Raw genomic sequence first — 26,257 nt, 5'->3', positions numbered from 1 at the left:
GATCCAGCCGTCGTCGATGCCGTGGCAAGCGACCTTCGTCGGCCCGTGCAGCGTCAATTCCGGCCTGACCTCAACGCATTTCTCACGCGCGTAGCGGCAACGCGGATGGAAGGGGCAACCGGAAGGCGGATTGAACGGAGAGGGGAGTTCGCCTTCGAGCTTGATGTTCTGGCGCGGGCGTCTCGGATCGGCGACAGGCGTCGCCGACAGAAGCGCCACCGTGTAAGGGTGCAGCGGTTGCTCGAACACCGTTTCCACGGGCGCAATCTCCACCGGCCGGCCGAGATACATCACCATCACCTCGTCGGCGACGAAACGCACGACGGAGAGGTCGTGGCTGATGAAGATGTAGGTGAGGCCGAGCTCTTCCTGCAGATCCGCGAGGATGTTGAGAACCTGTGCCTGGATGGAGACGTCGAGCGCCGAGACCGGCTCGTCGAGGACGAGGATCTTCGGGTCGAGCATGAGGGCTCGCGCAATCGCGATCCGCTGGCGCTGCCCGCCGGAGAACATGTGCGGGTATCGGCTGTAATGCTCCGGCCGCAGACCGACGCGTTCCAGCATATCGAGCGCCTTTTCGCGGCGCGCCTTGCCGGGCATGTCGGTGTTGATGAGAAGCGGCTCTTCCAGAATGGAGCCAATCTTCTGCCGCGGATTGAGAGAGCCGTAGGGGTTCTGGAAGACGATCTGCACCGTCTTGCGCAGGGCGGCGAGATCGCTGTGGCCGGACTTGCCGACATCATGCCCGTCAATGACGAGTTCGCCATCCGACGGCGGCTCGATCATGGTGAGAAGCCGTGCGAGCGTCGACTTCCCGCAGCCGGATTCGCCGACCACGGCGAGCGTCGTGCCGGCCGTGACCGAGAAACTCGCCTCCGTCAGCGCCCGCACCTTGCCGGGCTCCGCAAACAGACCGCGCCGAACTTCGTAGACGCGCGACAGGTTTGCCGCTTCGATGATCGTCGTCATGCCGCCTGCTCCGCACGGTTGAGAGGATAGTGGCACAAGGCCTCGCCGAGGGCCGGCGGCTGCCGCGGCGGCACGACGGTGCGGCAGGTGTCGTCGGCATAGGGGCAGCGGGGATTGAAGAGGCAGCCGTTCGGCCGGTCGCCCTGGCCCGGCACGACCCCGCGGATCGCCGGCAACCGGTCGCCCGTCGCCCGGTCGGGAAGCGCGTCGAGGAGCGCTGAGGTATAGGGATGATGCGGCGCGTCGAAGAGGCCGATGACGTCCTGGCGCTCCACTTGCTGGCCGGCATATTGCACGACGACACGCTGAGCCGTCTCCGCCACCACGCCCATATCGTGCGTGATGAGGATGAGCGCCATGCCGTGCTCTTTTTGCAGATCGACGAGGAGGTCGAGGATCTGTGCCTGGATGGTCACGTCGAGAGCCGTTGTCGGTTCGTCGGCGATGAGAAGCCGCGGCTGGCAGGCGGTCGCCATGGCGATCATCACGCGCTGGCTCATGCCGCCGGACAGCTGGTGCGGGAAGGCCGAGAGGCGCCGTTCCGGCTCCGGTATGCCGACGGAGCGCAGGAGTTCCACCGACCGCTCACGCCTTTGGGAACGGGTGAGGTCGGTGTGAGCCGAAAGCGCTTCGTTGATCTGAAAGCCGACCGTGAAGCACGGATTGAGGCTCGACATCGGTTCCTGGAAGATCATGGCGATATCGCCGCCGATCACCCGACGCCGGGCGCGCCGCGACAGGTGCCGCAGATCCTGCCCGTCGAAGGCCATACGATCCGCCGTGACCGTCGCCGTCGGCGGCAGAAGGCCCATGACGGCGAGCATGGCGACGGATTTGCCCGAGCCCGATTCCCCGACGATCGCGAGACGCTCGCCCGCATCCACGCTGAAATCGACGCTGTCGACGGCAAGGAACGGACCGGATGCGGTCTGGAACGTGACGGAGAGGTTTTCGATGTGAAGAAGGGGCATCGCGGTTCAAGCTTGGCGTTGGGACGTGGACCGCCCGGTTTTGTCAGTGGCGCAATCTCTCACGGCGCTTCATCAGCTCCGCTTCAGCTTCGGGTCGAGCGCGTCGCGCAGCCCGTCGCCGACGAGGTTGATCGCAAGCACCGTCACGAGGATCGCAAGGCCCGGGAAGGTCACCACCCACCAGGCGCGCAGGATGAACTCGCGTGCTTCGGCGAGCATGGTACCCCATTCCGGCGTCGGCGGCTGCGCGCCCATGCCGAGGAAGCCGAGTGCTGCAGCATCGAGAATGGCATTGGAGAAAGACAGGGCCGCCTGCACGATGAGGGGAGACAGCGAATTGGGCAGGATGGTCACGACCATCAGCCGGAGCGGGCTTGCGCCCACGACACGCGCAGCCGTGACGTAATCGCGCTGCTTTTCCGCCATCACCGCCGCGCGGGTGAGGCGGACGTAATGCGGCTGCTGCACGATCGCGATGGCGATCATCGCATTCGTCAGGCTGGGACCGAGGATCGCCACCAGCGCCAGGGCGAGAAGCAGGCTCGGAAAAGCGAGGATGATGTCCATCACCCGCATGACGAGGGTATCGAACCAGCCACCGAAATAGCCGGCGAGGAGGCCGACGACGATGCCGACCGCAAGCGCTCCAGCGACCACGACGCAGCCGACGAACAAGGAAAAGCGGCTGCCATAGATAAGACGCGAAAGAATGTCGCGCCCGACGGGGTCGGTCCCGAGGATGAAGTCCCACGAGCCGCCCTCCTGCCAGGCGGGCGGGACGAGGAGCGAATCGCGAAACTGCGCGCTCGCCGAATGAGGGGCGATCACGTCGGCGAAAATCGCGACGAGGCAGATCACGACGAAGACGACGAGGCCGATGACGGCGCCGCGGTTCTCGCTGAAATAGGCCCAGAACTCTCGCAGCATCGCCATACGGGGCGATTCCGCTGCGATCTCCTCAGCTTCGGCTTCCATACGGCTCATAGCGTCACCTCGTATGCCGGATGCGGGGATTGATGAGCCCGTAGAGCAGGTCCACGATCAGATTCACGAACATGATGATCACTGCGATCATCAAAAGACCGCCCTGCACGGCCGGATAGTCGCGCCTGAAAATGGAATCGACCATCCATTTGCCGACGCCCGGCCATGAGAAGATGGTTTCGGTCAAAATGGCGCCCGCCATCATCACGCCGACCTGCAGGCCGATCGTCGTCACCACCGGGATCAAGGCATTGCGCAGCGCATGCAGGCCCACGACCCGGGCCTGCGACAGGCCTTTGGCGCGCGCGGTGCGCACATAATCCTCGCCGAGCACTTCGAGCATCGCCGAACGCGTCTGGCGCGCAATCACCGCAAGCGGGATCGTGGCAAGCACGACCGCCGGCAGGATGAGATGCGAGACGGCCGAAACGAAGGCGCCCTTCTGCCCCGAGAGCAGGCTGTCGATCAGCATGAAGCCGGTATGGGCGGGAAAATAGTAGAGCAGCGAGATGCGCCCGGAGACCGGGGTCCAATGCAGCACGCCGGAGAAGAAGATGATGAGCAGGAGGCCCCACCAGAAGATCGGCATGGAATAGCCGACGAGCGCGGCGCCCATCACCGACTGATCGACCCATGTGCCGCGCTTCATCGCAGCGATCACGCCGATCGGAATGCCGACGACGGTGGCGATGATGATGGCGCAGACGGAGAGTTCCAGAGTGGCCGGAAAAAGTGTGGAAAATTCAGCCAGGACAGGCCGATGAGTGACAAGCGATCGGCCGAGATCGCCTTGCAGCACCGACCATAGAAAGTCGAAATACTGCACCCAGATCGGCCGGTCGAAGCCAAGTTGATGCATGAGCTCTGCATGCCGTTCGGGGCTGACGCCATGCTCGCCGGCCAAAAGCAGGACCGGATCGCCGGGCAAAAGGCGGACAAAACCGAAAGCGGCAATCGTGATGCCGATGAAAGTCGGCACCAGCAGGCCGATGCGCACGAAGAGGAAGCGCAGCATATCTCAGAGAGTTGGCTCGATGATTTGAAGCCCCGCCGATAGACGGCGGGGCTCCTTGATAAAGCGGTTGGACTGATTACTCCGCGATGTCAACGCCGTCAAAGCGATGCGAGCCGAGCGGGTCCATCTTGTAGTTCTGAACGGAGTTGCGCATCGGCATGTAAACGACCGAATGCGCGAGCGTCGCCCAGGGCGCGTCTTCCTTGAAGACTTCCTGCGCCTTTTTGTAGAGCTCGGCGCGTTCCTCCTGGCTCGAAAGCGTCTTCGCCTTCTGGATCAGGCTCTCGAAATCGTCGTCGCAATATTCCGCGACGTTGTTCGAGGTGCCGACGCCGTCGCAGCCGAGAAGCACCGCGAGGAAGTTGTCGGGGTCACCATTGTCGCCGGTCCAGCCGAGGATGATGGCACCTTCGTGGTCCTTCTCCGCGGCGCGCTTCAGATACTCGCCCCATTCAAAGGAGACGATCTCTGCATCGACGCCGACTTCGGCATAGTCCGACTGGATGAGCTCCGCGGCGCGGCGGGCATTCGGCATATAAGGCCGCTGCACGGGCATCGCCCAGATCTTCATCTTGAGGTCGGTCACGCCAGCGTCTTCGAGCATCTTCTTGGCGGCTTCGGGATCGTACGGATCGTCCTCGATGGCGTCGTTGTAGCCCCACATCGTCGGCGGGATCGGGTTCTTGGCCACCGAGCCAGAGCCCTGGAAGACGGCGTCGATGATCGCCTTCTTGTTGATCGCCATATTGAGCGCTTTGCGCACTTCCGGCTTGTCGAACGGCTCCTGCAGCGTGTTGTACGCGAGATAGGCGACGTTGAGGCCGTTCTGCTCCATGACGTTGATGTCGTCGTTCGACTTCATCGCCTCGATGTCGGCCGGTGCCGGATATGGCATGATCTGGCACTCGTTGGCGAGAAGCTTCTGGTAGCGAACCGCTGCGTCCGGGGTGATGGCGAAGACGAGGTCGTCGATCGCTTCTTTCCCGCCCCAGTAATCGGGATTGGCCTTGTAGCGGATCACCGCGTCCTTCTGATAGGCGACGAACTGGAACGGTCCGGTGCCCAGCGGCTGCTGGTTGAGCATCGGCATGTTGTCGTCAGCCTGCAGCTGGTCGGCGTATTCCTTCGACATGATCGAAGCGAAATCCATCGCCATATTGGCGATGAAGGGCGCCTCCGGCCGAGTGAGCACGAACTTGACCGTGTGGTCGTCGACCTTTTCGATGTCCTTCAGGAGGTCCGGCATCGACATGGCGTCGAAATACTGCCACTGGCCGCCCGCGTAATTGTACCACGGGCTTTCCTTGTCGAGCATACGGGTGAAGCTGAACACCACGTCGTCGGCATTGAACTCGCGCGTCGGCGTGAAGAAGTCCGTGGTCTGGAACTTGACGCCTTCGCGCAGATGGAAGGTGTATTCCATGCCGTCGTCGGACACGTCCCAGCTTTCGGCGAGAGCCGGGACGACTTCCGTCGTGCCGCTCTTGAACTCGACCAGGCGGTTGTAGACCGTCTTGGAGGAGGCGTCGAAATCGGTGCCTGCGGTGTAGAGGCCTGGATCGAATCCGGCGGGCGAGCCTTCAGAGCAGTAGACAAGCGTCTTGGCCGAAGCCGCGCCAGCTACCATGGCGGCCATGCTGACGCCCAATGCGAGCGCCCGGATGGTGGTTTTGAGGATCATATACGCTCCTTACGAGGGAACTTGAGCAGCGCGGGCCCCACGCCCTCGCCTGCTTGCGACAGGTAACGACGGAATCTAAGCGGAAATCAACAGCAACCTCACGCGGGGTTGGACGTTGAAAGGCCGCGTATCCAGCCGCTGACCCGCGATCTTTTGGCCCTTATGAAAGACCCATGGCATTTCCCGAACAGCTGTTAAGCATGACCCGGCGCACCATTCACCACGTGCGCCATCACTGGGCCCGGCAGGAATTTCTGCTTCTCCTCCTGATCGGTCTCGGGGCCGGTTCGGTCTGGGGCTTCATCGCACTCGCCGACGAAGTGGTGGAAGGCGAGACCCACGCCTTCGACATGTTCATCATGCTGGCGATGCGCAATCCCGCCGACCACGCCGACCCTCTGGGGCCGTTATGGTTCGAGGAGACGATGCGCGACATCACGAGCTTCGGCTCGACTTTTGGTCTCGTCTTCGTCTCGTTGACGGTGATCTTCTGGCTCGTTCTGACGAAGCGCCCGCATGCAGGCCTTCTCGTCTTCGCCTCGCTTGCCGGCGGTGCGATTGTCGTCAACGCGCTGAAATACGGCTTTTCCCGACCGCGCCCCGATCTGGTGGCCCATTCGGCCGAGGTTTTCACGACGAGTTTTCCGAGCGCCCATGCCGCCATGTCGGCGACGGTCTATTTGACACTCGGTGCGCTCGTCATGCGGTTCAGCAAGGGCAGGGCCCTCAAGCTCTACGCACTTTTCGTCGCCGTTCTCCTGACGATCCTCGTGGGCCTGTCTCGTGTTTATCTCGGCGTGCACTGGCCGACGGATGTCCTCGCCGGCTGGGCGATCGGGGCAGCGTGGGCGACCTTTGTTTGGGTGGTGGCGCTTTGGCTGCAGCGGCGGGGCCGCATCGAGCCGAGCGGCGTCCAGAGCGAGGAGGCCGTCGCGCCGGCCGCCAAGGAGTGAACGTGCCGGCGTGCTCTCGGCGGACATTTCTGGCCTTGAGTGCCGCGCTTCTGGCCCGTCCGATCCGTGCGGCCGAAGGAGGTCCCGACCTCACGGGCCTTGCCGTCACGGACGGCGACGGGAACCTCCTCTCGTTCGGGGATATGTTGGGGAAGGGGCCGGCGGTCGTACATTTCTGGGCGACCTGGTGTGGTCCCTGTCGCGATGAACTGCCGGAAGTCGCGCAATTTGCGGCCTTCCTGGTCGAGCGGAACCGGAGAGACCGGTTCTTCGTCGTCTCCGTCGATGATCTTCCCTTCGAGCGGGTCCGAGATTTCTATGTCGATGACCTCGGCCTTCCGAGCCTGCAGAGCTGGCAGCTCGTCCGCGGCAATGCAGGCATGACCTTTCGTCTGCGCGGCTATCCGGCAACGGTTGTTCTCGGCGATGATCGCTCGCTCAAGCGGACGCTCCGCGGTCCTGCCGACTGGGACGATCCGGCATTTCGCGAAGAGCTCCTGCAAGATCTGGCCGCGGGTCGGTAATCCATGGCGCGCTTCTGCTGCGTTCAGTGCGTATGCCCGACATGGCTGTGGTGCATGGCGCCTTCCGCCTCGACCTGTACGAACATGTCGACATGGCCAGTGTCGAAACGAAATTCCATCTGAAATTCGTCGCCCTGGTGCAGTTGTCGCGTGAGGCCGTCGAGACGAAGCGCCAAACCGTCGGGTGAAAGTTTGACCTCGCCGCCCGCCGTCATGGGCATCTTGGGAAGCGCGACATACTTCGGCTCGCCGTCTTTGAGCTGGAAGCCGACCAGCTCGACCGTTTTGGCGATATCGGCCTCTCCGCCCTCGAGAACGACGTTCTCCTCGGATTTGTTCTGGATGTCGACGAAGACGAGCGCCGTCTTGGCATCCGTCGCACGCGTCCAGGCATGGAGGAGACGCACGCCATGGAGCTCGGCCTCATGGTGGCTGTGGTCGTCATGGCTTTCTGTGTGCCCGCTTTCCTCCGCATGCTCGTGCTTCTCTTGTGCGGTGGCGGGAGAAGCTGCGAGGCCGATGGCTGCAAAGGCTGCCGCAAGGGACACGAGACTTAACTTGTGCATTTTCCGCACTCCCTCATGAGATGTCTTCACCCTCGTAGGTCGCGCACCACCGGCCGTGCGAGGGTGATAAAGGCCGGGACGAGAGCGAGCAGAACCGTCAGGCTGACGAAACCGGCGACGAGATGAAATTCCGGCCAGCCGAGGCTGGCACGGATCAGGATATCGGTCTGGGCGGTCAGGATCCGCGAGATGATGGCGGTGGCAGCGATGCCGATGGCGACGCCGAGGACGGCGCCAGCGCCGATCAGGAATGCCGCATAGGACCAAACCACGGCGAAGACGAAGCGTCGCGGCGCGCCCAGGGCCCGCAGCAAGGCGAGACGGCGCGCGAACAGCCGCATCAAGATGATGAGACCGGAGAGAACGCCGGCCGTGACGAGGACCTGTGTCACGATCGCCATCACCGACAGGATCTGCCGGACATCGCCCAAGAGCGCATGCAGGCTGGCGAGGACCGCGCCCGGAAAGAATGCCATCGTCTCCGCTGTCGTGAATTCGGAGCGCAGCGCATAATTCGCCCAGAGCTGATCGGCGCGCACCAGAATGGCAGGCGTGCCCGGAAAATAATCCGCATCGAAAGGCGGCCCGATCTGTTCGGCGCGTGACGGGCGATGTCCGACGGGGAGATTGTGGACCTCCCAGACCGCTTCCACCGGGACCAGAACGGCTTTGTCCCATGGGCTCCCGGATGGGGGCATCCGCCCGACGACGGTATAGGAATGGCCCTCATGCGCGTGCTCTTCGGCGGATGGGCCGACGCCATGTGCAGGTGTGAAATGATCACCGAGGCGAAGCGCGACCCGTGCGCCGACGACCGCCTCCTCGTGTGCCGCAAAGAGCCGGCCTTCGGCGAGCGTGCCGGAGGAAAGGTGGGATACGAAATCTGGCGTCGTCCCGACGACCGGCGCACCCTCAAAACTGTCGCCGAAGGCGATCGGCGCGGCGAGGCTGACATTGGCGTGGTCTGCGATGCGATTGTAGACCTCGCCGGAAAGAAGCGGCACGTCGGAGGGCTGGAGATAGACGGCGGCAAGCATCATCGTCACTTCGCTGCCGGGGGCCGTGACGACGAGATCGAATTTGTCGGCCGCGCGTGCCGTTCCCTGCCGCAGGCCGCGTTCCTGGGCGATGAGGCCGACGCCGATCCCCACCGAAACCCCGATCAGAACGACGAAGAGAAGGCTCGTCCAGCGGAAGCGCCACAGCATTGCGCGCACCAGAGCAAACGGCCGATAGCCCGTGACGACGAGAAAGCCCGTGAGGATCGCGGGCGACAGCAAGAGGAGGAAGAGAAGCCCGTCCTGGATGCCGGGCGCGAGCCCGTTCCACCAATCGCTCGCGATCTCAAGCATCGCGCCGGACCTCGCCGATGAGGCGCCCGTCGGCAACGTCGATCACGCGGTCGACGGCCTCGTGCACTTTGAGATCATGGCTTGCGACGATGAGGGTGCGTCCGCTCTCTCGCGTCAGTTGAATGAGGTCGTCGACGAGCGCGTTGGCCGCTGCCCGGTCGAGGCTCGCTGTCGGTTCGTCGGCGAGGATGATGGAAGGTTCGGTGGCGAGCGCACGTGCCACGGCGACACGCTGACGTTCGCCGCCGGAGAAGGTCGCAACGGTGCGCGCATCGTCTCCCTTGAGGCCCAGCCTTTCGAGCGCTCTCCGCGCGCCTTCGCCGATCTTATGGCGCCGCTTGCGGACATAGGCGCCCGCAAGGCTCGCATTCGCCTCGGCGCTCAACTCCTCAAAGAGAAGGAAATCCTGAAAAACCATGCCGATATGGGCACGGCGGAAGGCGGCGCGTCCGTCCTCCTTCAAAGAAGAGATCTCCGTCTCGCCCCAGCGCACGGAGCCTTGTGCGATCGGCACCAATCCGACGAGCGCGAAGAGAAGCGTAGACTTGCCCGCCCCGGACGGGCCGCGGATGGCGATTGCCGTACCTGCTGCAACCTCGAAGGCATCTGCCTCGAGAATGGTTCGACCGGCATCACCTTCGACCCTGAGGCCGGAAACGGAGAGGGGAAGTGTCATCGTCGTCAATCGCGGGCGTAGTGCGATTCGACCGTGCGCACGCGGCTGACGAAGCCCGTCTCGGGGTCCTCATAGGTGCCGAGCTGGAGCCTGCCTGCCACGGTGATCGGAACGTTGTAGGGCACCACGTCGATGATGCGTTTGGTATAGACGGCGAGGATATCGTCCGGCCATTCGGCTTCCGTTTCGCAGAACGGACAGACGGCCATCGGCCGCTTGGTGAGCACGAAAAAGCGCGATTCCGCCTTGAGCGGCGGCGCCATATAGCCCCGCACTTCGATGCGCTCGTTCTCCATCGTCTGCGCGAGATCGGAGAAGGAGAGGTCCTTGTTGTAGAGGTCGCGCATGCGCAACGTCTCTGCGCGGGCGTGGGAAGGACCGAGGGCAAGCGCTGCCGCCAGAGCGGCAAGCAGAGTGCGGCGGTCGATGAGGGTCTCGTCTGGCATGACGGCACCCTAGCCGGGCTTTGTGACAGCTGAGAAAACCTAGAGCGCCTGCGACATCGTTTTTCGCAGGACGCACTTTTTCTGCCGCCTTTGACGCAAGAGGCTCCGGCGCTTGCCGGAGCCTCCCAGAAAGCGAGATGCCGTCGCGCGGCATCCGTGACTGACGCCTATTCGGCGTTCGCCGCGTGGTTCATCACGTGGAAGATATAGTTCTGCTCGATGACGCCATCGAAGAGATGCGCAAAGGGGCCGCGCGCCCACACCGCCACGTCCTCGCCGGAATGGCTTTCCGACGACATCGGGATCAGGGCCTGCTGCACATATTCGGAATCTTCCGCCTCTTCCTCGGTGAGGTCGGGGCGCGAACCAGAATAGCTCTTGTCTTCCTGCTCTTTCAGGACGGCGCCCGGGCCGTTCAGGTAGCCGATGACGGTGAAGGGTTTGCCGTCGTCGGCGAGAACCGGTTCGTCGGAGTGTTTCACCTGGCCCTTGCCGATGTCGTAGCAGAGCCCGAGGATCGGCGAGCCGCGACCGCAATAGCCGTTGAGCGCAATCGAATGCTCATGGTCGGCCGTGACGATGATGAGCGTATCTTCCGGATTGGTCATCTCGGCCGCGGCGGCGACCGCATTGGCGAACTCCACACCGTCCGTCACGGTGCGGAAGGCGTTGCCGTCGTGATTGGCGTGATCGACGCGACCGGACTCGATTTCCAGATAATAGCCCTCGTCGTTCTTGGAGAGATAATCGATGGCCGTCTTGGTCATCTCGGTCAGGGACGGCTCGTCGGCTTCGGTGCGATCGTGCTCGTACTTCATGTGGCTGTCTTCGAAGAGAGCGAGCACAGGCGTTTCGCCGTCGAGATTGAGCGCCTTCGCGGTCTCCGTATTCCAGGCGTACTGGACGCCCGCTTCCTTGGCTTCATCGACGAGATTGTGGCCGTCCTTGCGTTTGCCCTTCTTGCCTTCTTCGTCGGTCACGGTCTCAGGCAGGAAATAGCGACGGCCTCCGCCCATGGCGAGGTCGACGACGCCCGCCTTCATCTGGTCGAGAAGCTGCGTGGCGATGTCGGTGCAACCTTCCGGCGCTTCGCCTTCCCAGTTGCGGTTCGCCGTCTTCGCATAGGCCGCCGCGGGCGTCGCATGGGTGATGCGCGCTGTCGTGACGACGCCGACGGACTTGCCCATCTCGCTCATCAGTTCGGAGAAGAGTGTGAGCTTGTTGCCTTCTTCCGAGGCGCATTCGTCATGAACGGCGTTCTCGCTCAGATTGATGGTGTTGAAGACTTGTTTCACGCCGGTGTTCATCGAGCCCGCCGTCGGTGCGGAATCGGGCGTCTGGGCGTTGATGTTGTAGGTCTTCACGAGCGCCACGTTCGGAAAGTCCTGATAGGCCTCGTAGGGCAGCACGTGCTCGGAGCCGTATTCGCCGTTCTGCTGGCCGGCATAAAGCCGAATGGCATAATTGGTGCCGACGCCCATGCCATCAGCAATGAACAGGATGACGTTCTTGGCGCGATTGGTGTTCGGCTGATGCTCGAGCCGCTGATTGAGAGCGGCCTCCGCATCGGTGTACCAGCTGCTTTTGCTCTGGACGATGTCCTGGGCAAAGGCGGCGGTGGATCCGAGCGCGAGCGCCGCGGAAGTCAAAAGGATGTTTCGAAGCACGACCTTCTCCATACGGAATTCCTACGGTCGCGTTCCTAGCTTCGCTGTGTGACAGCCGAGCGAAGGTAGTCGATCCTAAATGTGGGCTTTGCTTGCGGCCGCCGCGTATCAGGTCGGTGGCTTTCTTATGAAGTCATTCTAGCGTAGCCATGCCGCCGAGAATTTTCCGCAGGAGTGCCCATGACCCTCGATATTGCTCAAGACGCGCGTGCTATCCTCAACCGCCTCGGCGTGGCCGAAGCCGCCTTGTCGGGCGGTGACATTGTCGCGCGCACACCACTCACCGGTGCCGAGATCGGCCGTGTGCCCGCAGCTGATGCGGCCGCCACCGACAGCGCGGTCGATGCCGCCCATTCGGCCTTCCTCGAATGGCGTATGGTACCTGCGCCGCGCCGTGGTGAGCTCGTCCGCCTCTTCGGCGAAGAATTGAGGGCCGCAAAGGACGATCTCGGTCGTCTGGTCTCCATCGAGGCCGGCAAGATCCCGTCAGAGGGAGCGGGCGAAGTGCAGGAAATGATCGACATTTGCGATTTCGCTGTCGGTCTCTCGCGGCAGCTTTATGGTCTCTCCATAGCCACTGAGCGTCCTGGCCACCGCATGATGGAAACCTGGCATCCTCTCGGTGTTGTCGCCGTCATCTCCGCCTTCAATTTTCCCGTGGCGGTGTGGTCGTGGAATACGGCTCTCGCTCTCGTTTGCGGCGATGCGGTGGTGTGGAAGCCTTCGGAGAAGACGCCTTTGACGGCGCTCGCCTGCGAGGCGATCTTCAAGAGGGCAGCGGAACGCTTTGGCGGCGTGCCCGAGGGATTGGTCCGCGTCGTCATCGGCGATCGTGCTGTCGGTGAGGCCCTCGTTGACAATCCGAAAGTGCCGCTCGTTTCCGCGACCGGTTCGACGGCAATGGGCCGCCAGGTCGGGCCACGTCTGGCGCAGCGTTTCGCCCGTGCCATTCTGGAACTCGGCGGCAACAACGGTGCGATCGTCTGTCCATCCGTCGATCTCGAAATGGCAGTGCGCGCCGTCGCCTTTAGTGCCATCGGCACGGCTGGACAGCGCTGCACGACGCTGCGGCGTCTCTTCGTTCATGAGAGCGTCTATGACGAACTCGTACCGCGTCTGAAGAGGGCCTATGAAGGTGTGAAGGTTGGAAATCCGCTGGCCGGCGATGCGCTTGTCGGCCCCTTGATCGACAAGCCTGCCTTTGAAGGCATGATCCGTGCGCTCGATGCTGCGAAGGCGGCCGGGGGCAGTGTGACGGGTGGTGCGCGCGTCGAGACGGGCGATGCCGACGCTTACTATGTTCGACCGGCACTAGTGGAGATGCCCGAACAGACCGGGCCGGTTCTCGAAGAGACCTTCGCGCCGATCCTTTATGTGATGAAGTATCGTGCCTTCGACGAAGCGCTGGCCGCTCACAACGCGGTGGCGGCAGGTCTCTCCTCATCGATCTTTACGCGAGATCTGCAGGAAGCCGAGCGCTTTCTCAGCACGGCGGGCTCCGATTGCGGCATCGCCAATGTCAATATCGGCCCCTCGGGTGCAGAGATCGGTGGGGCCTTCGGTGGTGAAAAGGACACCGGCGGCGGCCGCGAATCGGGTTCCGATGCCTGGAAGGGCTACATGCGGCGCGCCACCAATACGATCAATTATTCCAACGCCTTGCCGCTCGCTCAGGGCGTCTCATTCGATATCGATTGATCGGCTTTCGGGTAGCGGCGGTTTCCCTGCCGCTGCCTGTTTTCCCGAAGCGTCGGTGGCCTCGACACTCTCTTCTGATTTAAGCGACCTGTGTCACCGCAACCGCGCGACTTGATGCGCTTGCAGATCTGCGCCTCTGGGCTCCGGATTTGAAAGAAGCGCCTGAACGATCCGACGTCGTCAGCTGCGTCACGCCTGATTCTCGATCGTCTCGACGTCGCGATCGTTGGATCGCCCGCTCGGCCGGCCGATAGGATCCGAATCAAAGCTGCGATTCGCCCCTTGGGCGGCGGTTCTGGCAGGGCTTGGGAGAAGATACGTCGCGGTCTGGATCTTTGGCCCAGACTGGACCGGCAGCGTAGGCCGGCAAAAGCTAAGGAGCCGCGATCCCGCCCCAAAGCCTCGGGATAAAATGGTCGGAGTGGCAGGATTCGAACCTGCGACCCCCTCGTCCCGAACGAGGTGCGCTACCAGGCTGCGCTACACTCCGCCAAAGCGGGGTGGCTTATAGCCTTGCACCGCTTCAGCTTCAAGCCATCTTCTTAATGTCATGCAATGGATTTCGCATAAGAGGCCTGCAGCTATGTCGCAGGCTGCTTCGCCGGCTCTTGATGGGCTCGGCATGTTGCCCAATTTCGTCAAAGCCCTTATAGGCGCATTCACTGCTCTCGCGAGCGTGTATTGGGGCGTAGCCAAGCGGTAAGGCAGCGGCTTTTGGTGCCGCCATTCGCAGGTTCGAATCCTGCCGCCCCAGCCAATTCCCTCATGTTTCGTAGTCCAGCTGGTCGCTTTCCCCGGGTCGGTTGCGCTCGGCTGTGGGCGGCGACCGCCCGCAGAGCGTGGATTGCGTGCGCAAACCTTGACCGGTAAGGCCTTGTGGGGGATCCCTGCCTCTGGTGATGAGACCGATGCGCTTTTTCCTGCCGCTCCTTTTTGCCGGCCTTTGGTTCTCTCTCTTTGCATCCGCCGGACAGGCGAAAATGCTGCGAGAGGATTTCGAAAGCGGCGAACTCGATCCCGCCGTTCTCTATTACAAAGACAATTTCGAGCAGCGGGCCGGCAGCTACCGCTTCGTGCCAGGGGAGGGGCGGGACGGCTCGACCGCGATCGAGCTCACGCTTGAGGAGCATTGTCCGCCACAGGCGGAAGATTGCAGCGAGCGGGCCGAATTGTGGGAATCGAAGAGTGCCCATCTGCCGTACGGAACGCCCGTCTGGTACCGCTTCTCGGTGCGTTTCGTCGGTCCCCGCCCGGACGGTGATCACCGGCACGTCCTGGCGCAATGGAAGCGTACGATCCCGAAGGGCGTCCCCGGCAACTCAAGCCCCTTCCTGGCTCTGAGACTGCGCGACGGGAAGCTCTTCTTCACCGTCGAGGCCGAATTGCTGAAACCGCTGCTCTCCGCTGACGGGACCAGGATCTCTCCGTGTCAGCCGGGCGAAATGGAGGTCTGGAACCGACCCTACGATGGTCAAAGCCGTGGCTGGGTGATTGCGGAGGGTGGCGATCGACCTGCCCGCCACGAAAAGTATGATGCCTGCACGGACGAGATCCATGTGACCCGTTTTGTGCCGGCCTTGCCCGAAGCGGAGGATGGCTGGTTCAATATCATTGCTTTCACACGCGCCGGGCCCGACGGTGACGGCCGCATCGAACTCTTCGTCAACGGCGAGCGGGTGGCGCAGGTGACCGGCCGCATCGGCCATCGCCATCTCGGTCCGAATCAGTATTTCAAATTTGGCCCCTACCGCGATGCCGGCGACGGCACGTGGTCGCTCTTATTCGATGATTTCGCGCGCAGCGAGAAATGCACCGATATGCTGGCGGAGAAGATTTGCCGCGAGCTCGGCTTGTGAGAACGCACAGGTGGCGGGTCTACGAGGAGGGCGTCTCAAGACCGAACTCTGCACGAAAGCGGCGTGCCATATCGTCGTTCACTTCGTCGCCGAGCCGCTGGTAGCGTGTTGGTGAAATCCGCAAGGTGGGTGCCGTCGCCCCCCCAAGAAAGCTGAAGATCTCGGCAATGCGCTCTTCCGGTGCTGCGAGAACGTCTTCGTAGACGACATTGAGTGCTGGCCTTCCTGTCCTGAAAAGCCAGCCGTCGATGGTGGCTTCTGCGGCGCTGTGCCGGCGATAGGAGGCGAGGATGCGCTGATAGTCGTAGGTGACGGCCTCTTTCGCCTCGCTGTAGGCGGCCATCGCTTCGCTGTTGCGCACATGCCAGACCTTTGTCGCTTCCGCGATATATTCCGACACCGCCTGGGCCACACGATCACGCCGACGAAAGCGGATGAAGCACGTCTTCGCGGCAAGGCGCTGGACCACGGCCCGTTCGCTGGCATCGAGAAGCGGAGCAAGCGAAATGGCGAAATCGTCGATGACCTTTGTCCCGAAGACCCCGTTTTTCTGCTCCTGCCGCACAAGAAGGGCGAGCCAGCGGCCGAGATCCACTCCAAAGCGGCTTCGGTGACGTGCCATAAAAACGATCAGCGGGCGCAGATGCTCGGTGGGCCGACCGAGCCGTCCCGTTTCGCGCAGGAGATTGACGAACCAGGTGGAGCCAGTGCGGGGCCCGCAGATAACGGCATAGAGCCGGCTGGGCTCCGGCTCACTGAGGATGCCGGTTTCGTCGGCAAGGGGATCGGCATGTGCCGCTGCTCTGAGAGCCGCATCGCCGATGAAGCCGGCGACGATCGTATCCGGAAACCGAACTGCCAGGCGATGTTTCAGACCTGCTTCATCATCGCACGAGACAGCGATGATCTGGTCGGGATGGCGAGCGGAGGCCGATGATCCTTCCTCGAGAAGAAGGGCGGCATAGGCGCCGTTGCGGTAGCGTTTGAGGAATTCGGCACAGGTGGGATCTGCCGCGATGCGAACATCTCCGGCATCCTGGAAACGCTGCAAGAGGTCGAGCTTCTTGACGGTGCGAAACAACTCCCGCGGGCTTGGCGGTTCACCCATGGGTCGTTGGGCATCCCGGCTCGCGTAGCGCGAAAAGCTCCTGGAGAGGCGGAAAGGCCGCGCCAGGATGATTTGCGAGGAGCGTCAGCAATTCGCGGGAGAAGTCCCAGCAGGCTTGGTCATGGGCGAGATGGTGGGTGAGGATGCCGATCGGTTCGCTGGCGCCCGCGAGCCGTCGCTCCGCCTCCTGGGTGAGAAGGTGGTAGGCCGCCTCTCGGCCGATGAAGCCGCGCGTGTGCCGCCATTCGATGATGTCGAGATGGGTGTTGCATTCCCCGCACGCGCCCTTCGTCGCACCAAATCGCGACAGACCCTGGATCCCGAGCGCAGTCAGTCCCTCCACAACGGGATGCGAGACGTTGTTCCATGGCGGCACAAAGACGGGGAGGAGCCTGCCGTCGAAAAGCTGCAGCAACCGCGTGCGACCGGTTTTGACATCGGCGAGACAATTCGTCAGCGGGCGCGAGAGCGGAAATTCCGACTTCTTTTCGCCTTCCTGCGCGTGATTTCTGTGTGCCAGGCCGTGTTGCAGGATGGCGATATGAGGCTCGCGTGCGAGCCGGTCGACGAGCGCCGGGCGGGCGCCGTCCGGGATCACCGCGAGGCCGAGCGGTGGACGTCTGGCCTCGTCGATCTCGCCGAAAAGACCCGCCAGTCTGTCGAGCTCGGGCGTCGGTTCGGTGGCGTCGTCGTCGCGCCACCAGAAGGAAAGCGCCCTTCCGGTCTCCGCCGCCGCGTCCAATCGCGCGCAAAACCGCTCCGCTTCTTCCATCACGATCCTCTTTTCGCCGCCGCGATCAAAAGCTTGGCGGTTTTTTGGGCGCCATCCAGCGAAACCGGCACAGCCATCGGTCTAAGCTGCATCGCCTGGTCCACTGCCCGGGCGAGGTTCTTCGCAGAAAGAGCTTCTTCTGGCACGACGACGGCAAGCCCATGGATGGCAAATAGGTCTGCACGCTGCGTTTGCTCGGTTTCAGATCCGGCCGCGAATGGAACGAAGAGCGCGGGCACCTTGGCCTGCAAGATGTCAACGGCGGTGTTGTAGCCAGCCTGGCTCACCGACAGCCGCGCACGTTTCAGGAGATCTGGAAAGTCACGCCTTGCTCTCTCCACAACGATGCCCGCCGGGGCAGCCTTCGCAAGAGCGGCAAAATCACCGGGGCTTAGATGGGGACCAGCGAGCACTCGCCAAAGGCATGTGGCTGCATGGGAGCTATGAAGGCGCGCTGAAAGCGCAGCCCGCAGGATGGTTTGTCCCACCGCTCCACCTCCGCAAGAGACGATCACCTCGCCTTCGCCATCACCATCCGGTGCGGGCACGGCGGAACTGGAATTGACATAGCCCGTGTAGGTGACGAGCGGCGCGAGCCTTTCCGCTTCCCCGAAACTATGTTCCAGCCGCACGAGCTGCGGATCTGAATGGATCAGGAGCTTGTCATAATAGGCGAGGGCAAGATCGGCCATCGCCCTTTCTTTGTCGGGTGGCTTGCGCACCAGGATGTCGCGAACCGAAGCGGCGATGATGGGTCGCCGGGGCTTCGCCCGTAACTTCTGAAGAAATGGGACGAGCTCTGTCCGAAAGGCGCGCCTTGCGAGCGGGAATGCCTCCGTCACCACGATGTCGGGATCGATCCGATCGGCGAGCGCGAGAAGGATGTCGCGTCGCCTTTGCCAGAAGGCATCATCCACCTTGCGGCCGTTGTCATCGATGATGGCGCTGAAGGCCGGATCAGATGCTCGCGCCGCCGGTAACGTCGTGACCTCGACGCCTTGTGTATCGACGGAGCTCGGCAAAGACGCTCCGGTTACGAGCGTGACGGCGACGCCTTCTTCACGAAGCGCACGCGCGATCGCGCCGGCGCGGACCGCATGCCCGACGCCCAGAAGATGCTGAACCCAGATTAGCGCCCGCATCAGGCGGTCTCGCGGCCGGTGACACCCGCTCGCGCGATGAGGGAGGACAATCCTGCCATGCCCGCCTCGAGGCTGTGCTTTTCGACAGCGATCTGCCGCCCTGCGGCGCCCATCCGCGCCCGCAGCCCAGGATCAGCGAGCTGGGAAAGCGCTGCCACCACATTCTGCGGCTCTTGCGGCTCGACGAGAAAGCCGTTCACGCCGTCCTGCACCAGATCCGGCACGCCGCCGCCACGGCCTCCAATGATTGGAAGGCCGCTTGCCATCGCTTCCAGGAACACAAAGCCGAGTGGCTCTTTGCGTGCGGGCCACACGAAAACATCAGCCGCCGCGTAAAGAGCGGGCATGGCGTCCGGCGCGACCGCGCCGATGAAGCGTGTTTTGGCTTTGGGGAAGAGCGGTTCGAGCGTGGACCGTTCTGGGCCGTCGCCCACGGCGGTCAACGTCCACTCTGCCTCCTCCCATGCTGCCAGTGCTTTGGCGAGGGCCTGGTATGTGGAGGCCTTGCTGCCTTCCCGCATCATGCCGACAGCAAGGAGCCGGAGAGATCCAGAATGCGGCGTGCTTTCGACGCGCAGAAACGGACTAAGCTCCATGAAGGGTGCGAGATGGGTAAGCCGTGCCTGCGGCACGATTTTGCGAAGTCCTGCAAGATCTTCAGACTGGATCGCCGCGACCATGTTGGCTTTCGCAAGCGCCGCCTCCGCAGCCGCGGCCCCCTCGCGCCAGGGGCCAGAACGCTGCTTTTTCGCGAAGCTTGCCTCGATCACGACATAGGGGATTGCGAGCCCTGCGCTGATTTCGGGTCCAAGCCAATCCGGCGCCTTGTGATAAAGGTGATAGGTAAGCCAAAGATCCGGAGGTGCGGTTTCGAGCCGGCCACGCACCGCCGCCCGTTCCGCCTCTGCGGCATGCGCGAGCGCGGTCTGTTCTCCAGGATTGCGGCACCAGCTGCGGAAGCGAGAAACCACCTCGACCTCGTGCCCAAGAGCCCTGAGAGCGGCAAGAATGGCGCGGGCAAAGGTCCTGTCGCCGGACGAAACAGGATGGTCCGGAGGTTTCATCGGCGCGTAGAAAGCAATCTTCATCTGGCGCTCGCGGCAGATGCTTCTTGATCCTCCTGATCGCCAATCAAAGAAGACCGCAGCATCGCTGCCACCTTGTCGATCCCTGGCGTTGCGGCAAAATCGGAATGTGCTCGGCGGAAAGCCGCAAGACCGAGATGGCGTCGGAAGTCCCCCTCGCGCATCAAAGCTGCGATAGCAGTCGCAAGTCCCTCCGTGTCGCGTTGCGCCACGAGCCGGCCGGTGACGCCATCTTCGATGAATTCCGGGATCGCCGAGACGCGGGTTGCGATGATCGGCAAGGCGAAGGCGGCCGCCTCCAGAATCACATTCGGCAGGCCGTCGCGATCGCCATCCGCGGTCACGCGTGACGGCAGAACGAACAGATCGGCCTGATCCAAGGCTGCGAGAACGGCGGCTCGCGGCTGCGGGCCGCGAAACTCGATACGTCCTGAAAGCCCAAGCCGTTCGGCTTGTGCCTTGAGAGGTGCGATCAGTGCGCCGCCGCCGATATGGACGAGCCGCCACCGGGGCTCCACAGGCAGACGTGAAAGTGCCGTGAGAAGATCGTCGAAGCCTTTCTTCTCGACGGCTCGACCGACGGTGATGAGCGTGAAGCAGCTGGCGTCCGAAGGCTCACGGCGTGGCTCTTTGGGAAAGCGGGAAAAGTCGAGACCATGATAGACGAGTTCGACCTTCTCGGGATCGTGCGTCAGGCTTCGAAGATACTGAAGATTCGCCTCGGTGCAGGTGACGCCCCAGGCGGCGCTCGCGAGTTTGTCTGCGAGCTCCTCCGGTGGTGTTGTCCAGATATCCTTGGCGTGGGCCGAAAACGACCAGCCGATGCCCGTCATCAGGCTTGCATAGCGCACGACCGAAGCCGGGGTATGCAGGAAGTGGCAGTGCATCCACCCGATATCTTCTGGCATTTCCGCAGCAAGCACCGCCGCCTGTCCGAAGCGGCGCCGACGGTTGGCTGTCGGATCGCGGGCGAAGTCCTGCTCAAACGCCGCTTTCGCCGCCTCGAAGCCTGAAAGCTTCTCCACCTTCCGCCGCGCCTGTGACACCCGCTTCGGATCGTCTTTGAGATATTCCGGAAGATAATAGCGCTCGGCTTCGATTTCGCGGTGGATGTCGTGTTCATAAGGATCTGTGGGATGGCGCAGCGAGACGATGCGTTGCGCGATGCCGCGCCGCTCCAGGCCTCGGATCTCCTGGGCGATAAACGTCTCCGACAGGCGTGGATAGCCTTTGAGGATTGTCGCGACGCGCATTTTGAACCCGCGAGAAGCCTTGCTCACGGCAAGCTGCGCTTGAGTGCCGGGGTTTCCAGAAAAGGCGTGAGCAATTCGCGGATCGTGTCCCACCCATCGAGAAGGCCCGGAACAAAATGCTGCGATGGCAAAGGTCGATCTGGCAAATCCGCAAGCGCTTCGGTGATGGCGCTCACATCCGGGTAGTCGTCGATCGGTAGATGCGTGCACAGGCCGAGCTTCTCCGCCTGTTCGGCCCGGATCGCCTGCTCGCGCCTCGGAACGACGCGTGGGATGAGGAGCGTCGGCTTGTCGAAGGAAAGAGCCTCGCAAAACGTGTTGTAGCCGCCCATGCCGACCAGGGCGACGGCATCATTGATGAGCGGTTCGAGTTGCGGGGTAAAGCGCATCGTCTTGACGTTGCGCAGCGATTGTGCCCGCTCGAAAAAACCCTGCTGATCGTTATGCGCCATGAAAGGTCCGAGCACGATCAATGCGGGAAAGAGCGGCCGCTCCTGCGCCTCATAGGCGCGCAGCACCCAATCGACGAGCTCAATGCCGTCTGCTCCACCGCCCGGTGTGACGAGGATGAAGGGATCGCCGTCGAAAGGCTGCGGATGGTTCGGATCGAATCTCGGCAGCTGGCGCCGCAGATAGCCCGTGAAAATTATCTTGTCGCGGACAGCGTCACTAATGGGCAGTCCGGCCAGTGGGTCATAGATGGAAGGCAGGCCATAGACCCAGATATCGTCATAGACGTCGCTGAGGGCCCGGTAGGAATCCTTGCGCGCCCATTCCTGGGCCAGGATCTCCTGATCATCGAGCACGTCACGGAGGCCCAGAACGAGGCGTGTGCCCTGCTTTTTAAGGAGCGACAGCGTGGGGCGCACCTCGCCCCTCAGACCGTACGGCTCTTTGTCGACGATAAAAATGTCCGGCCGATAGATCGAGGCCGTATGCTCGATGATCGATGAGCGCAGCGACAACGTCTCGTCGATGTCGATCTTTGGGTTGAGGGAGGTGTATTCGCCGTTCCTGAGTTTGATGACACCCGGAACCCGAACGAAATCGACGCGCGAGCGGTACTCGAAGCTGCCGATGATCGGTGATCCCGACAGGATCATCACCGATGCGTGCTCGAAATTCTCGACAATCGCCTCGGCAAGCCCCTGGCATCGCCGGAGATGACCCAGCCCAAAGGTATCGTGGCTATAGATAAGAACGCGTGATTTCTGTGTCATGCCGCTGCCGAGCCCGCCGTACACGAAAGGGCATGACCATTCCCCCAGTACCAACTTGCCCCGGGGGAAAGGTATCGCGCCCGTTCTTGTCCAACAAGAGAGGGGAGAAGGGCTGAATTGCCCCGGCGCTTTGAAGCCTTCATTGGTCGCCCATGGCAAGCGAAAAGCAGCACCGCTTCACGATAACCGCCGGCGAGATGAGGTGAGGGAGCTCGCCCGACCGGCTCTCTGCGGCAATTCTTGTGCAAGGGAATTCCGCGTCTGAGGCCGGGATGCTGTATTCCGCCGACCGATTTTATCCTCGCTTTCCGCCCGGCAACTGCCGACTGCGTTTGTGGCTTCTCTGAAGCTCTATCGCAACCGTATCGGAGGACAACGAAAGCGCTTGCCTGCCCTAAAGGGCTTCGCCAAGCTATGAGCCGTGGACGATGTAAAGGCTCCTCACTCTCCGTCGTTGCGTCTCGATGCGGCTCCCCGCCCGGTGCTCGAGATCACCGATCTCGTGGTGGAATTCGCCGGCGACGAGGGTCGCACACGCGCTGTCGATGGCGTCTCTTTGAAAGTGCCCGGGGGCTCCACGGTTGCTCTCGTCGGGGAATCCGGTTCCGGAAAGACCGTGATTTCGCAGGCGATTCTGGGAATACTGCCGCAAAAGGGCCGTATCGCAGGCGGGCGGATCGTCTTCACTGACCCCCGCGATGGCACCAGCGTGGATCTTGCGGCCAAGGACCCGCGCAGCCCAAAGATGCGAGCGATCCGCGGCGATCGTATCTCCATCATTTTTCAGGAGCCTATGACGGCGCTGTCGCCGCTTCACACGATCGGTGACCATCTGGGTGAAGTGGTGCGTGTGCATCGTGGCGCCAGCCGGGCGGAAGCGCGGGCGCTGTCGGCCGAAATGCTGAGGCTCGTTCGCTTTCCGGATCCCAAGCGGGCATTGTCGGCGTATCCTTTCGAGCTCTCCGGAGGCCTCCGCCAACGCGCCGTCATTGCCATGGCTCTGATGTGCCGGCCGGCGCTCTTGATCGCCGACGAACCCACGACCGCGCTCGACGTCACCATCCAGGCCGAGGTTTTGAACCTCATTTGCACGGTGCAGGTCGAGCTCGACATGGCGGTGCTTCTGATCACGCATGATTTCGGCGTCGTCGCCAATATCGCCGACTATGTGGCGGTTATCTATCGCGGCCGCATCATGGAGACGGGGGCGAGCGAGACCATCTTCCGTGCGCCAGAGCATCCCTATCTGCGTTCACTCCTGCGCGCTGTTCCCCGCTTCGATATGGGGCCGGAGGAGCGCCTTCAGCCCATCCGCCCGATTGAGGCCCAGCCGGCCACGTTTCTGCACCGCCCCGCACAGGACCAGCGGGCGCGTGGCAACGAGCCGTTGCTCGAATTGCGCAAGCTCAGCAAGGTCTACCGTCTGCGCAAGATGGGAGACGCGCTGACCCGAACGGTGCGGGCGGTCGATCGGCTCGACCTGACCGTGAAATGCGGCGAATGTCTCGGTCTCGTCGGGCAGTCCGGCTCGGGCAAAACGACCGCGGCGAAGCTCGTCTTGGGGGCCGAAACACCCGAGGAAGGACGCGTGCTTTACCGCCTCGACGGTGAGATGCGCGATCTGGCGCATCTTTCTAAATCGGAACGCTTCGCCTTTCGTCGCAAGGTACAGATCATCTTCCAGGATCCCTTTTCCTCGCTCAGCCCGCGCATGACGGTGCGCGAGATCCTGACGGAGCCGCTCGCCATCCATGGCATCGGCACGGCGGCTGAGCGATACGAGCGGGTGAAGGAGCTTGTGCGCATGGTGGGGTTGAGCGTCAGCCACCTCCGGCGCTATCCGCATTCTTTTTCGGGCGGGCAGCGCCAGCGGATCGGTATCGCTCGGGCACTGGCGCTCTCTCCGGAACTTCTCCTTTGCGACGAGCCGGTCTCGGCGCTGGATGTCTCGGTGCAGGCGCAGATCCTCAATCTTCTGAAGGATCTGAAGTCCGAGCTCGGCCTCACGTTTCTGTTTGTCAGTCACAATCTCGCGGTCGTCGATTACATCGCCGATCGGGTGGCGGTCATGTGCGCCGGTCGCGTCGTGGAGGTCGCCGACAAGAAGGCGATCGTTGAGGATGCGCGTCACCCCTATACGCAGGCGTTGTTGACCGCGATCCCGACGCCGAGCCTGGACCACAAGCTCGATTTCTCTGCTCTGGTGGAAAACGGCGCGAGCGAGCCGTCCTGCTGGCCAGAGCCCTACAGGCTTCTCCCCGGTATGGAACCGTGCCTGCGCGAGGTCGCGCCCGGCCATCTCGTCTGCCTTCCTGAATCCCACGATAAGGCCGCCTGATGCGCGTCCTTAGTTTTCTTTTGGTCGTTGTCTTTGCCGCGGCTTTTGTCGCTCCGGCTCATGCGCAGCCGCCGTTGATCGAGACGGAGACTTTGAGCAACACACATGACCCGGCGACGCTGCCGCCGATCGAAGATCGCGTGCCCGACGAGCCGCTCATCTACGACGATTTCCCGGAAGGCGGTGGACCTGGCCGCCATGGCGGAGATCTCAGAACGATCATCACGCGGTCCAAGGATGTGCGGCTGGCCAATGTCTGGGGCTATGCCCGTCTCGTCATCTTCGATCGAAACCTAAACCTCGTACCGGACCTCCTGAAATCCGTGGATATCGAAGGTGATCGCATCTTCACCTTCCATCTCAGAAAGGGTCACAAATGGTCTGACGGGCATCCGTTCACGGCCGAGGACTTCCGCTATTATTTCGAGGATATCGCATCCAATCCGGAGCTGATGCCGACGGGACTTCCGAGCTTTCTCCTGGTCGACGGCAAGGGGCCGCGCTTTGAGGTGCTGGATCCGCTGACCGTGCGCTATTCCTGGGATGGCCCCAATCCCGGATTTCTGCAGAACCTCGCCAAAGCACGGCCGCCCTTCATTTATCGTCCGGCGCATTTCCTGAAGAAATGGCATGGGCGCTATGGGAATAAGGCATTCATCGAGAGCGAGATGGCACGCGACCGCAAAAGGAGTTGGGCGGCCGAACACAATCTCATGGACGACATGTATGGTAACGAGCATGCCGGGATGCCGACCTTGCAGCCGTGGGTCATCCAACCCAGCTCAGGTCGCCGCTTCATTCTCGTCCGCAATCCCTACTATCACCGCATTGATCGCAACGGGCGCCAGCTTCCCTATATCGACCGTGTCGTAATGGATGTCGCCGATGCCCGCCTCGTCGCCGCGAAGGTGCATGCGGGCGAAGCGGATTTGCAGGCGCGCGGCCTGAGTTTTTCAGACATTACCGTGTTGAAAGACGGAGAGCAGGAGCGTCGGTATCAAACGCTGTTTTGGCCCGATGCTCGAGCCGCGCGGATCGCGCTCTATCCAAATCTCAATGTCGAAGACGAAGCTTGGCAAAAACTCTTTCGCGATGTGCGCTTCCGTCATGCGCTTTCGCTCGGAATCGACCGTGAGCTCATCAATCGTGTTCTTTTCTTCGGCCTCGCTGAACCTTCCAACAATTCCGTCACACCGCTGAGCCCGCTCTTTCGACCGCTCTATCGCAGTGCCTGGACCGAGTACGAGCCCAAGCGGGCGGAAGCTCTCCTTGAGGACATTGGTCTCACCGAGCGCCGTGGCGATGGCATTCGTATCATGCCAGATGGACGGCCCCTGCAGATCATCGTGGAAACGGCGGGAGAGAACCCGGAGATCGTTGACGCTCTGGAGCTCATCCGCGAGACATGGCGCGAGATCGGTGTCGACCTCGTCATCAAACCGTCTGAGCGTGACAACATCCGCCGCCGTGCCAATGCCGGGCTCGTGCAGATGATAGCCGATGCCGGCTTCGACAATGGCATCTCGACAGCTGACATGCCGCCTGACGATTTTGCGCCGGTCTCTTACGAAAGCTTCATCTGGCCCGCGTGGGGCGAGTATTATGCGCATCGTGGCGCCAAGGGAGAGCCGGTCGACTATCCACCCGCGAGCGAGCTCCTGAAACTCTATGATGCCTGGCAGCACACGGTGACGCTGCAGGAGCGCCAAATGATCTGGAGGCAGATTCTGGAGATTCATGCCGCGGAGACGTTCTCCATCGGTATTGTCGCCGACGTCTTTCAGCCGGTCGTACGCTCCAACTATCTGCGGAATGTGCCGCCCGCCGGCATCTATGGCTGGGATCCCGGCGCCCAGTTCGGTCTTCACCGCATGGATGCGTTCTGGTTCGACGACAAGCCGAAGATGGTGGATGCGCCCCTCTTCGGCAGGACGAAAAGCCTTGCGTCAGGTGAGTGAAGCTCGCCTGATCGTCTGCGAGA

At 62.5% G+C, this 26,257-nt stretch carries 21 protein-coding genes, 2 tRNA genes and 1 pseudogene; 7 read left to right on the top strand and 17 right to left on the bottom strand.

Annotation, left to right across the window (positions count from 1 at the left end; translation table 11 throughout):
• Positions 1 to 21: 21 nt before the first annotated feature.
• From NYQ83_RS06450 to NYQ83_RS06430, 5 genes and pseudogenes are all read right to left on the bottom strand, one after another.
• A pseudogene (locus tag NYQ83_RS06450) lies at positions 22 to 969 on the bottom strand (dipeptide ABC transporter ATP-binding protein); the annotation flags it as partial.
• Positions 966 to 1,940 carry an ABC transporter ATP-binding protein gene (locus tag NYQ83_RS06445; protein ID WP_261213418.1) on the bottom strand — a complete coding sequence of 325 codons (975 nt, stop codon included), beginning with the start codon at positions 1,938 to 1,940 and terminating at the stop codon, positions 966 to 968. The gene NYQ83_RS06445 and the pseudogene NYQ83_RS06450, both read right to left, overlap by 4 nt.
• A gap of 72 nt (positions 1,941 to 2,012) precedes the next feature.
• Positions 2,013 to 2,924, bottom strand: a complete 912-nt coding sequence (locus NYQ83_RS06440; RefSeq protein ID WP_128292477.1) for an ABC transporter permease subunit — start codon at positions 2,922 to 2,924, stop codon at positions 2,013 to 2,015.
• Positions 2,925 to 2,928: 4 nt separating this feature from the next.
• The gene (locus tag NYQ83_RS06435; protein ID WP_128292478.1) at positions 2,929 to 3,939 is read right to left on the bottom strand and encodes an ABC transporter permease subunit; all 1,011 of its coding nucleotides are present in this window, start codon (positions 3,937 to 3,939) and stop codon (positions 2,929 to 2,931) included.
• 76 nt (positions 3,940 to 4,015) lie between these two features.
• Positions 4,016 to 5,620 (bottom strand): ABC transporter substrate-binding protein, encoded by a 1,605-nt coding sequence (locus NYQ83_RS06430; RefSeq protein ID WP_261213414.1) that lies wholly within the window; start codon positions 5,618 to 5,620, stop codon positions 4,016 to 4,018.
• Between the two features lie 173 nt (positions 5,621 to 5,793).
• On the opposite strand from NYQ83_RS06430, the gene NYQ83_RS06425 reads away from it, so the two are divergent.
• Entirely contained in the window at positions 5,794 to 6,573 is a 780-nt protein-coding gene (locus NYQ83_RS06425; RefSeq protein ID WP_261213412.1) for a phosphatase PAP2 family protein, read from the top strand.
• Between the two features lie 2 nt (positions 6,574 to 6,575).
• The gene (locus NYQ83_RS06420) at positions 6,576 to 7,097 is read left to right on the top strand and encodes a TlpA family protein disulfide reductase (RefSeq protein ID WP_261213409.1); all 522 of its coding nucleotides are present in this window, start codon (positions 6,576 to 6,578) and stop codon (positions 7,095 to 7,097) included.
• 23 nt (positions 7,098 to 7,120) lie between these two features.
• Here NYQ83_RS06420 and NYQ83_RS06415 read toward each other — a convergent pair whose 3' ends face one another.
• The 5 genes from NYQ83_RS06415 to NYQ83_RS06395 all read right to left on the bottom strand — a co-directional run bounded on the left by NYQ83_RS06415 (position 7,121) and on the right by NYQ83_RS06395 (position 11,804).
• Positions 7,121 to 7,663, bottom strand: coding sequence for a copper chaperone PCu(A)C (locus tag NYQ83_RS06415; RefSeq protein ID WP_261213408.1), 543 nt, complete (start codon positions 7,661 to 7,663; stop codon positions 7,121 to 7,123).
• Positions 7,664 to 7,689: 26 nt separating this feature from the next.
• Positions 7,690 to 9,015 (bottom strand): ABC transporter permease, encoded by a 1,326-nt coding sequence (locus tag NYQ83_RS06410; RefSeq protein WP_261213407.1) that lies wholly within the window; start codon positions 9,013 to 9,015, stop codon positions 7,690 to 7,692.
• A complete protein-coding gene (locus tag NYQ83_RS06405) occupies positions 9,008 to 9,691 on the bottom strand; it encodes an ABC transporter ATP-binding protein (RefSeq protein ID WP_261213405.1) in 684 nt (227 codons plus the stop codon). The genes NYQ83_RS06410 and NYQ83_RS06405 overlap by 8 nt, the downstream gene beginning before the upstream one ends.
• A 5-nt stretch (positions 9,692 to 9,696) precedes the next feature.
• Positions 9,697 to 10,137, bottom strand: a complete 441-nt coding sequence (locus tag NYQ83_RS06400; protein WP_261213403.1) for a hypothetical protein — start codon at positions 10,135 to 10,137, stop codon at positions 9,697 to 9,699.
• A gap of 167 nt (positions 10,138 to 10,304) precedes the next feature.
• Positions 10,305 to 11,804 (bottom strand): alkaline phosphatase, encoded by a 1,500-nt coding sequence (locus NYQ83_RS06395; RefSeq protein ID WP_261213401.1) that lies wholly within the window; start codon positions 11,802 to 11,804, stop codon positions 10,305 to 10,307.
• Positions 11,805 to 11,984: 180 nt separating this feature from the next.
• Here NYQ83_RS06395 and NYQ83_RS06390 point away from each other — a divergent pair, with 180 nt between their 5' ends.
• Positions 11,985 to 13,502, top strand: a complete 1,518-nt coding sequence (locus tag NYQ83_RS06390) for an aldehyde dehydrogenase family protein (RefSeq protein WP_261213399.1) — start codon at positions 11,985 to 11,987, stop codon at positions 13,500 to 13,502.
• A gap of 413 nt (positions 13,503 to 13,915) precedes the next feature.
• Here the strand turns inward: NYQ83_RS06390 and NYQ83_RS06385 are convergent.
• Positions 13,916 to 13,992, bottom strand: a tRNA-Pro gene (locus NYQ83_RS06385).
• Between the two features lie 192 nt (positions 13,993 to 14,184).
• On the opposite strand from NYQ83_RS06385, the gene NYQ83_RS06380 reads away from it, so the two are divergent.
• Both NYQ83_RS06380 and NYQ83_RS06375 read left to right on the top strand, forming a co-directional pair.
• Positions 14,185 to 14,259: transfer RNA gene (locus tag NYQ83_RS06380), tRNA-Gln, on the top strand.
• Positions 14,260 to 14,401: 142 nt separating this feature from the next.
• Positions 14,402 to 15,358 carry a polysaccharide lyase gene (locus NYQ83_RS06375; protein WP_261213397.1) on the top strand — a complete coding sequence of 319 codons (957 nt, stop codon included), beginning with the start codon at positions 14,402 to 14,404 and terminating at the stop codon, positions 15,356 to 15,358.
• A 19-nt stretch (positions 15,359 to 15,377) separates the two neighbouring features.
• Here NYQ83_RS06375 and NYQ83_RS06370 read toward each other — a convergent pair whose 3' ends face one another.
• The 6 genes from NYQ83_RS06370 to NYQ83_RS06345 are packed head-to-tail and all read right to left on the bottom strand — an operon-like array spanning position 15,378 to position 21,938.
• On the bottom strand, positions 15,378 to 16,466 hold the full coding sequence (locus tag NYQ83_RS06370; protein ID WP_261213395.1) for a Stf0 sulfotransferase family protein: 1,089 nt from the start codon (positions 16,464 to 16,466) through the stop codon (positions 15,378 to 15,380).
• Positions 16,459 to 17,238, bottom strand: coding sequence for a polysaccharide deacetylase family protein (locus tag NYQ83_RS06365; protein ID WP_261213393.1), 780 nt, complete (start codon positions 17,236 to 17,238; stop codon positions 16,459 to 16,461). The genes NYQ83_RS06370 and NYQ83_RS06365 overlap by 8 nt, the downstream gene beginning before the upstream one ends.
• On the bottom strand, positions 17,238 to 18,380 hold the full coding sequence (locus tag NYQ83_RS06360; RefSeq protein ID WP_261213392.1) for a glycosyltransferase family protein: 1,143 nt from the start codon (positions 18,378 to 18,380) through the stop codon (positions 17,238 to 17,240). Before NYQ83_RS06360 ends, NYQ83_RS06365 begins: the two co-directional genes overlap by 1 nt.
• On the bottom strand, positions 18,380 to 19,468 hold the full coding sequence (locus tag NYQ83_RS06355) for a glycosyltransferase family 4 protein (protein WP_261213390.1): 1,089 nt from the start codon (positions 19,466 to 19,468) through the stop codon (positions 18,380 to 18,382). Before NYQ83_RS06355 ends, NYQ83_RS06360 begins: the two co-directional genes overlap by 1 nt.
• Entirely contained in the window at positions 19,465 to 20,718 is a 1,254-nt protein-coding gene (locus NYQ83_RS06350) for a glycosyltransferase family 4 protein (RefSeq protein ID WP_261213388.1), read from the bottom strand. The genes NYQ83_RS06355 and NYQ83_RS06350 overlap by 4 nt, the downstream gene beginning before the upstream one ends.
• A gap of 23 nt (positions 20,719 to 20,741) precedes the next feature.
• Positions 20,742 to 21,938 (bottom strand): glycosyltransferase family protein, encoded by a 1,197-nt coding sequence (locus tag NYQ83_RS06345; protein WP_261213386.1) that lies wholly within the window; start codon positions 21,936 to 21,938, stop codon positions 20,742 to 20,744.
• A gap of 481 nt (positions 21,939 to 22,419) precedes the next feature.
• On the opposite strand from NYQ83_RS06345, the gene NYQ83_RS06340 reads away from it, so the two are divergent.
• Positions 22,420 to 24,276, top strand: a complete 1,857-nt coding sequence (locus tag NYQ83_RS06340; protein ID WP_261213384.1) for an ABC transporter ATP-binding protein — start codon at positions 22,420 to 22,422, stop codon at positions 24,274 to 24,276.
• The gene (locus NYQ83_RS06335) at positions 24,276 to 26,234 is read left to right on the top strand and encodes an ABC transporter substrate-binding protein (RefSeq protein WP_261213381.1); all 1,959 of its coding nucleotides are present in this window, start codon (positions 24,276 to 24,278) and stop codon (positions 26,232 to 26,234) included. The genes NYQ83_RS06340 and NYQ83_RS06335 overlap by 1 nt, the downstream gene beginning before the upstream one ends.
• The last annotated feature ends 23 nt before the right edge of the window (positions 26,235 to 26,257 follow it).

The sequence above is a fragment of the Afifella sp. JA880 genome (genome assembly GCF_025379905.1).
Lineage (GTDB): Bacteria > Pseudomonadota > Alphaproteobacteria > Rhizobiales > Afifellaceae > Afifella > Afifella aestuarii.
Note: the sequence above shows the minus strand (reverse complement) of the source record. Positions and strands in the feature narration are given on the sequence as shown.

Excerpts from the sequence above, each read along its gene's own strand:
- NYQ83_RS06445 (WP_261213418.1), bottom strand. The coding sequence starts at position 1,940 with ATGCCCCTTCTTCACATCGAAAACCTCTCCGTCACGTTCCAGACCGCA.
- NYQ83_RS06440 (WP_128292477.1), bottom strand. The coding sequence starts at position 2,924 with ATGAGCCGTATGGAAGCCGAAGCTGAGGAGATCGCAGCGGAATCGCCC.
- NYQ83_RS06435 (WP_128292478.1), bottom strand. The coding sequence starts at position 3,939 with ATGCTGCGCTTCCTCTTCGTGCGCATCGGCCTGCTGGTGCCGACTTTC.
- NYQ83_RS06430 (WP_261213414.1), bottom strand. The coding sequence starts at position 5,620 with ATGATCCTCAAAACCACCATCCGGGCGCTCGCATTGGGCGTCAGCATG.
- NYQ83_RS06425 (WP_261213412.1), top strand. The coding sequence starts at position 5,794 with ATGGCATTTCCCGAACAGCTGTTAAGCATGACCCGGCGCACCATTCAC.
- NYQ83_RS06415 (WP_261213408.1), bottom strand. The coding sequence starts at position 7,663 with ATGCACAAGTTAAGTCTCGTGTCCCTTGCGGCAGCCTTTGCAGCCATC.
- NYQ83_RS06410 (WP_261213407.1), bottom strand. The coding sequence starts at position 9,015 with ATGCTTGAGATCGCGAGCGATTGGTGGAACGGGCTCGCGCCCGGCATC.
- NYQ83_RS06405 (WP_261213405.1), bottom strand. The coding sequence starts at position 9,691 with ATGACACTTCCCCTCTCCGTTTCCGGCCTCAGGGTCGAAGGTGATGCC.
- NYQ83_RS06400 (WP_261213403.1), bottom strand. The coding sequence starts at position 10,137 with ATGCCAGACGAGACCCTCATCGACCGCCGCACTCTGCTTGCCGCTCTG.
- NYQ83_RS06390 (WP_261213399.1), top strand. The coding sequence starts at position 11,985 with ATGACCCTCGATATTGCTCAAGACGCGCGTGCTATCCTCAACCGCCTC.
- NYQ83_RS06375 (WP_261213397.1), top strand. The coding sequence starts at position 14,402 with ATGAGACCGATGCGCTTTTTCCTGCCGCTCCTTTTTGCCGGCCTTTGG.
- NYQ83_RS06370 (WP_261213395.1), bottom strand. The coding sequence starts at position 16,466 with ATGGGTGAACCGCCAAGCCCGCGGGAGTTGTTTCGCACCGTCAAGAAG.
- NYQ83_RS06365 (WP_261213393.1), bottom strand. The coding sequence starts at position 17,238 with ATGGAAGAAGCGGAGCGGTTTTGCGCGCGATTGGACGCGGCGGCGGAG.
- NYQ83_RS06360 (WP_261213392.1), bottom strand. The coding sequence starts at position 18,380 with ATGCGGGCGCTAATCTGGGTTCAGCATCTTCTGGGCGTCGGGCATGCG.
- NYQ83_RS06355 (WP_261213390.1), bottom strand. The coding sequence starts at position 19,468 with ATGAAGATTGCTTTCTACGCGCCGATGAAACCTCCGGACCATCCTGTT.
- NYQ83_RS06350 (WP_261213388.1), bottom strand. The coding sequence starts at position 20,718 with ATGCGCGTCGCGACAATCCTCAAAGGCTATCCACGCCTGTCGGAGACG.
- NYQ83_RS06345 (WP_261213386.1), bottom strand. The coding sequence starts at position 21,938 with ATGACACAGAAATCACGCGTTCTTATCTATAGCCACGATACCTTTGGG.
- NYQ83_RS06335 (WP_261213381.1), top strand. The coding sequence starts at position 24,276 with ATGCGCGTCCTTAGTTTTCTTTTGGTCGTTGTCTTTGCCGCGGCTTTT.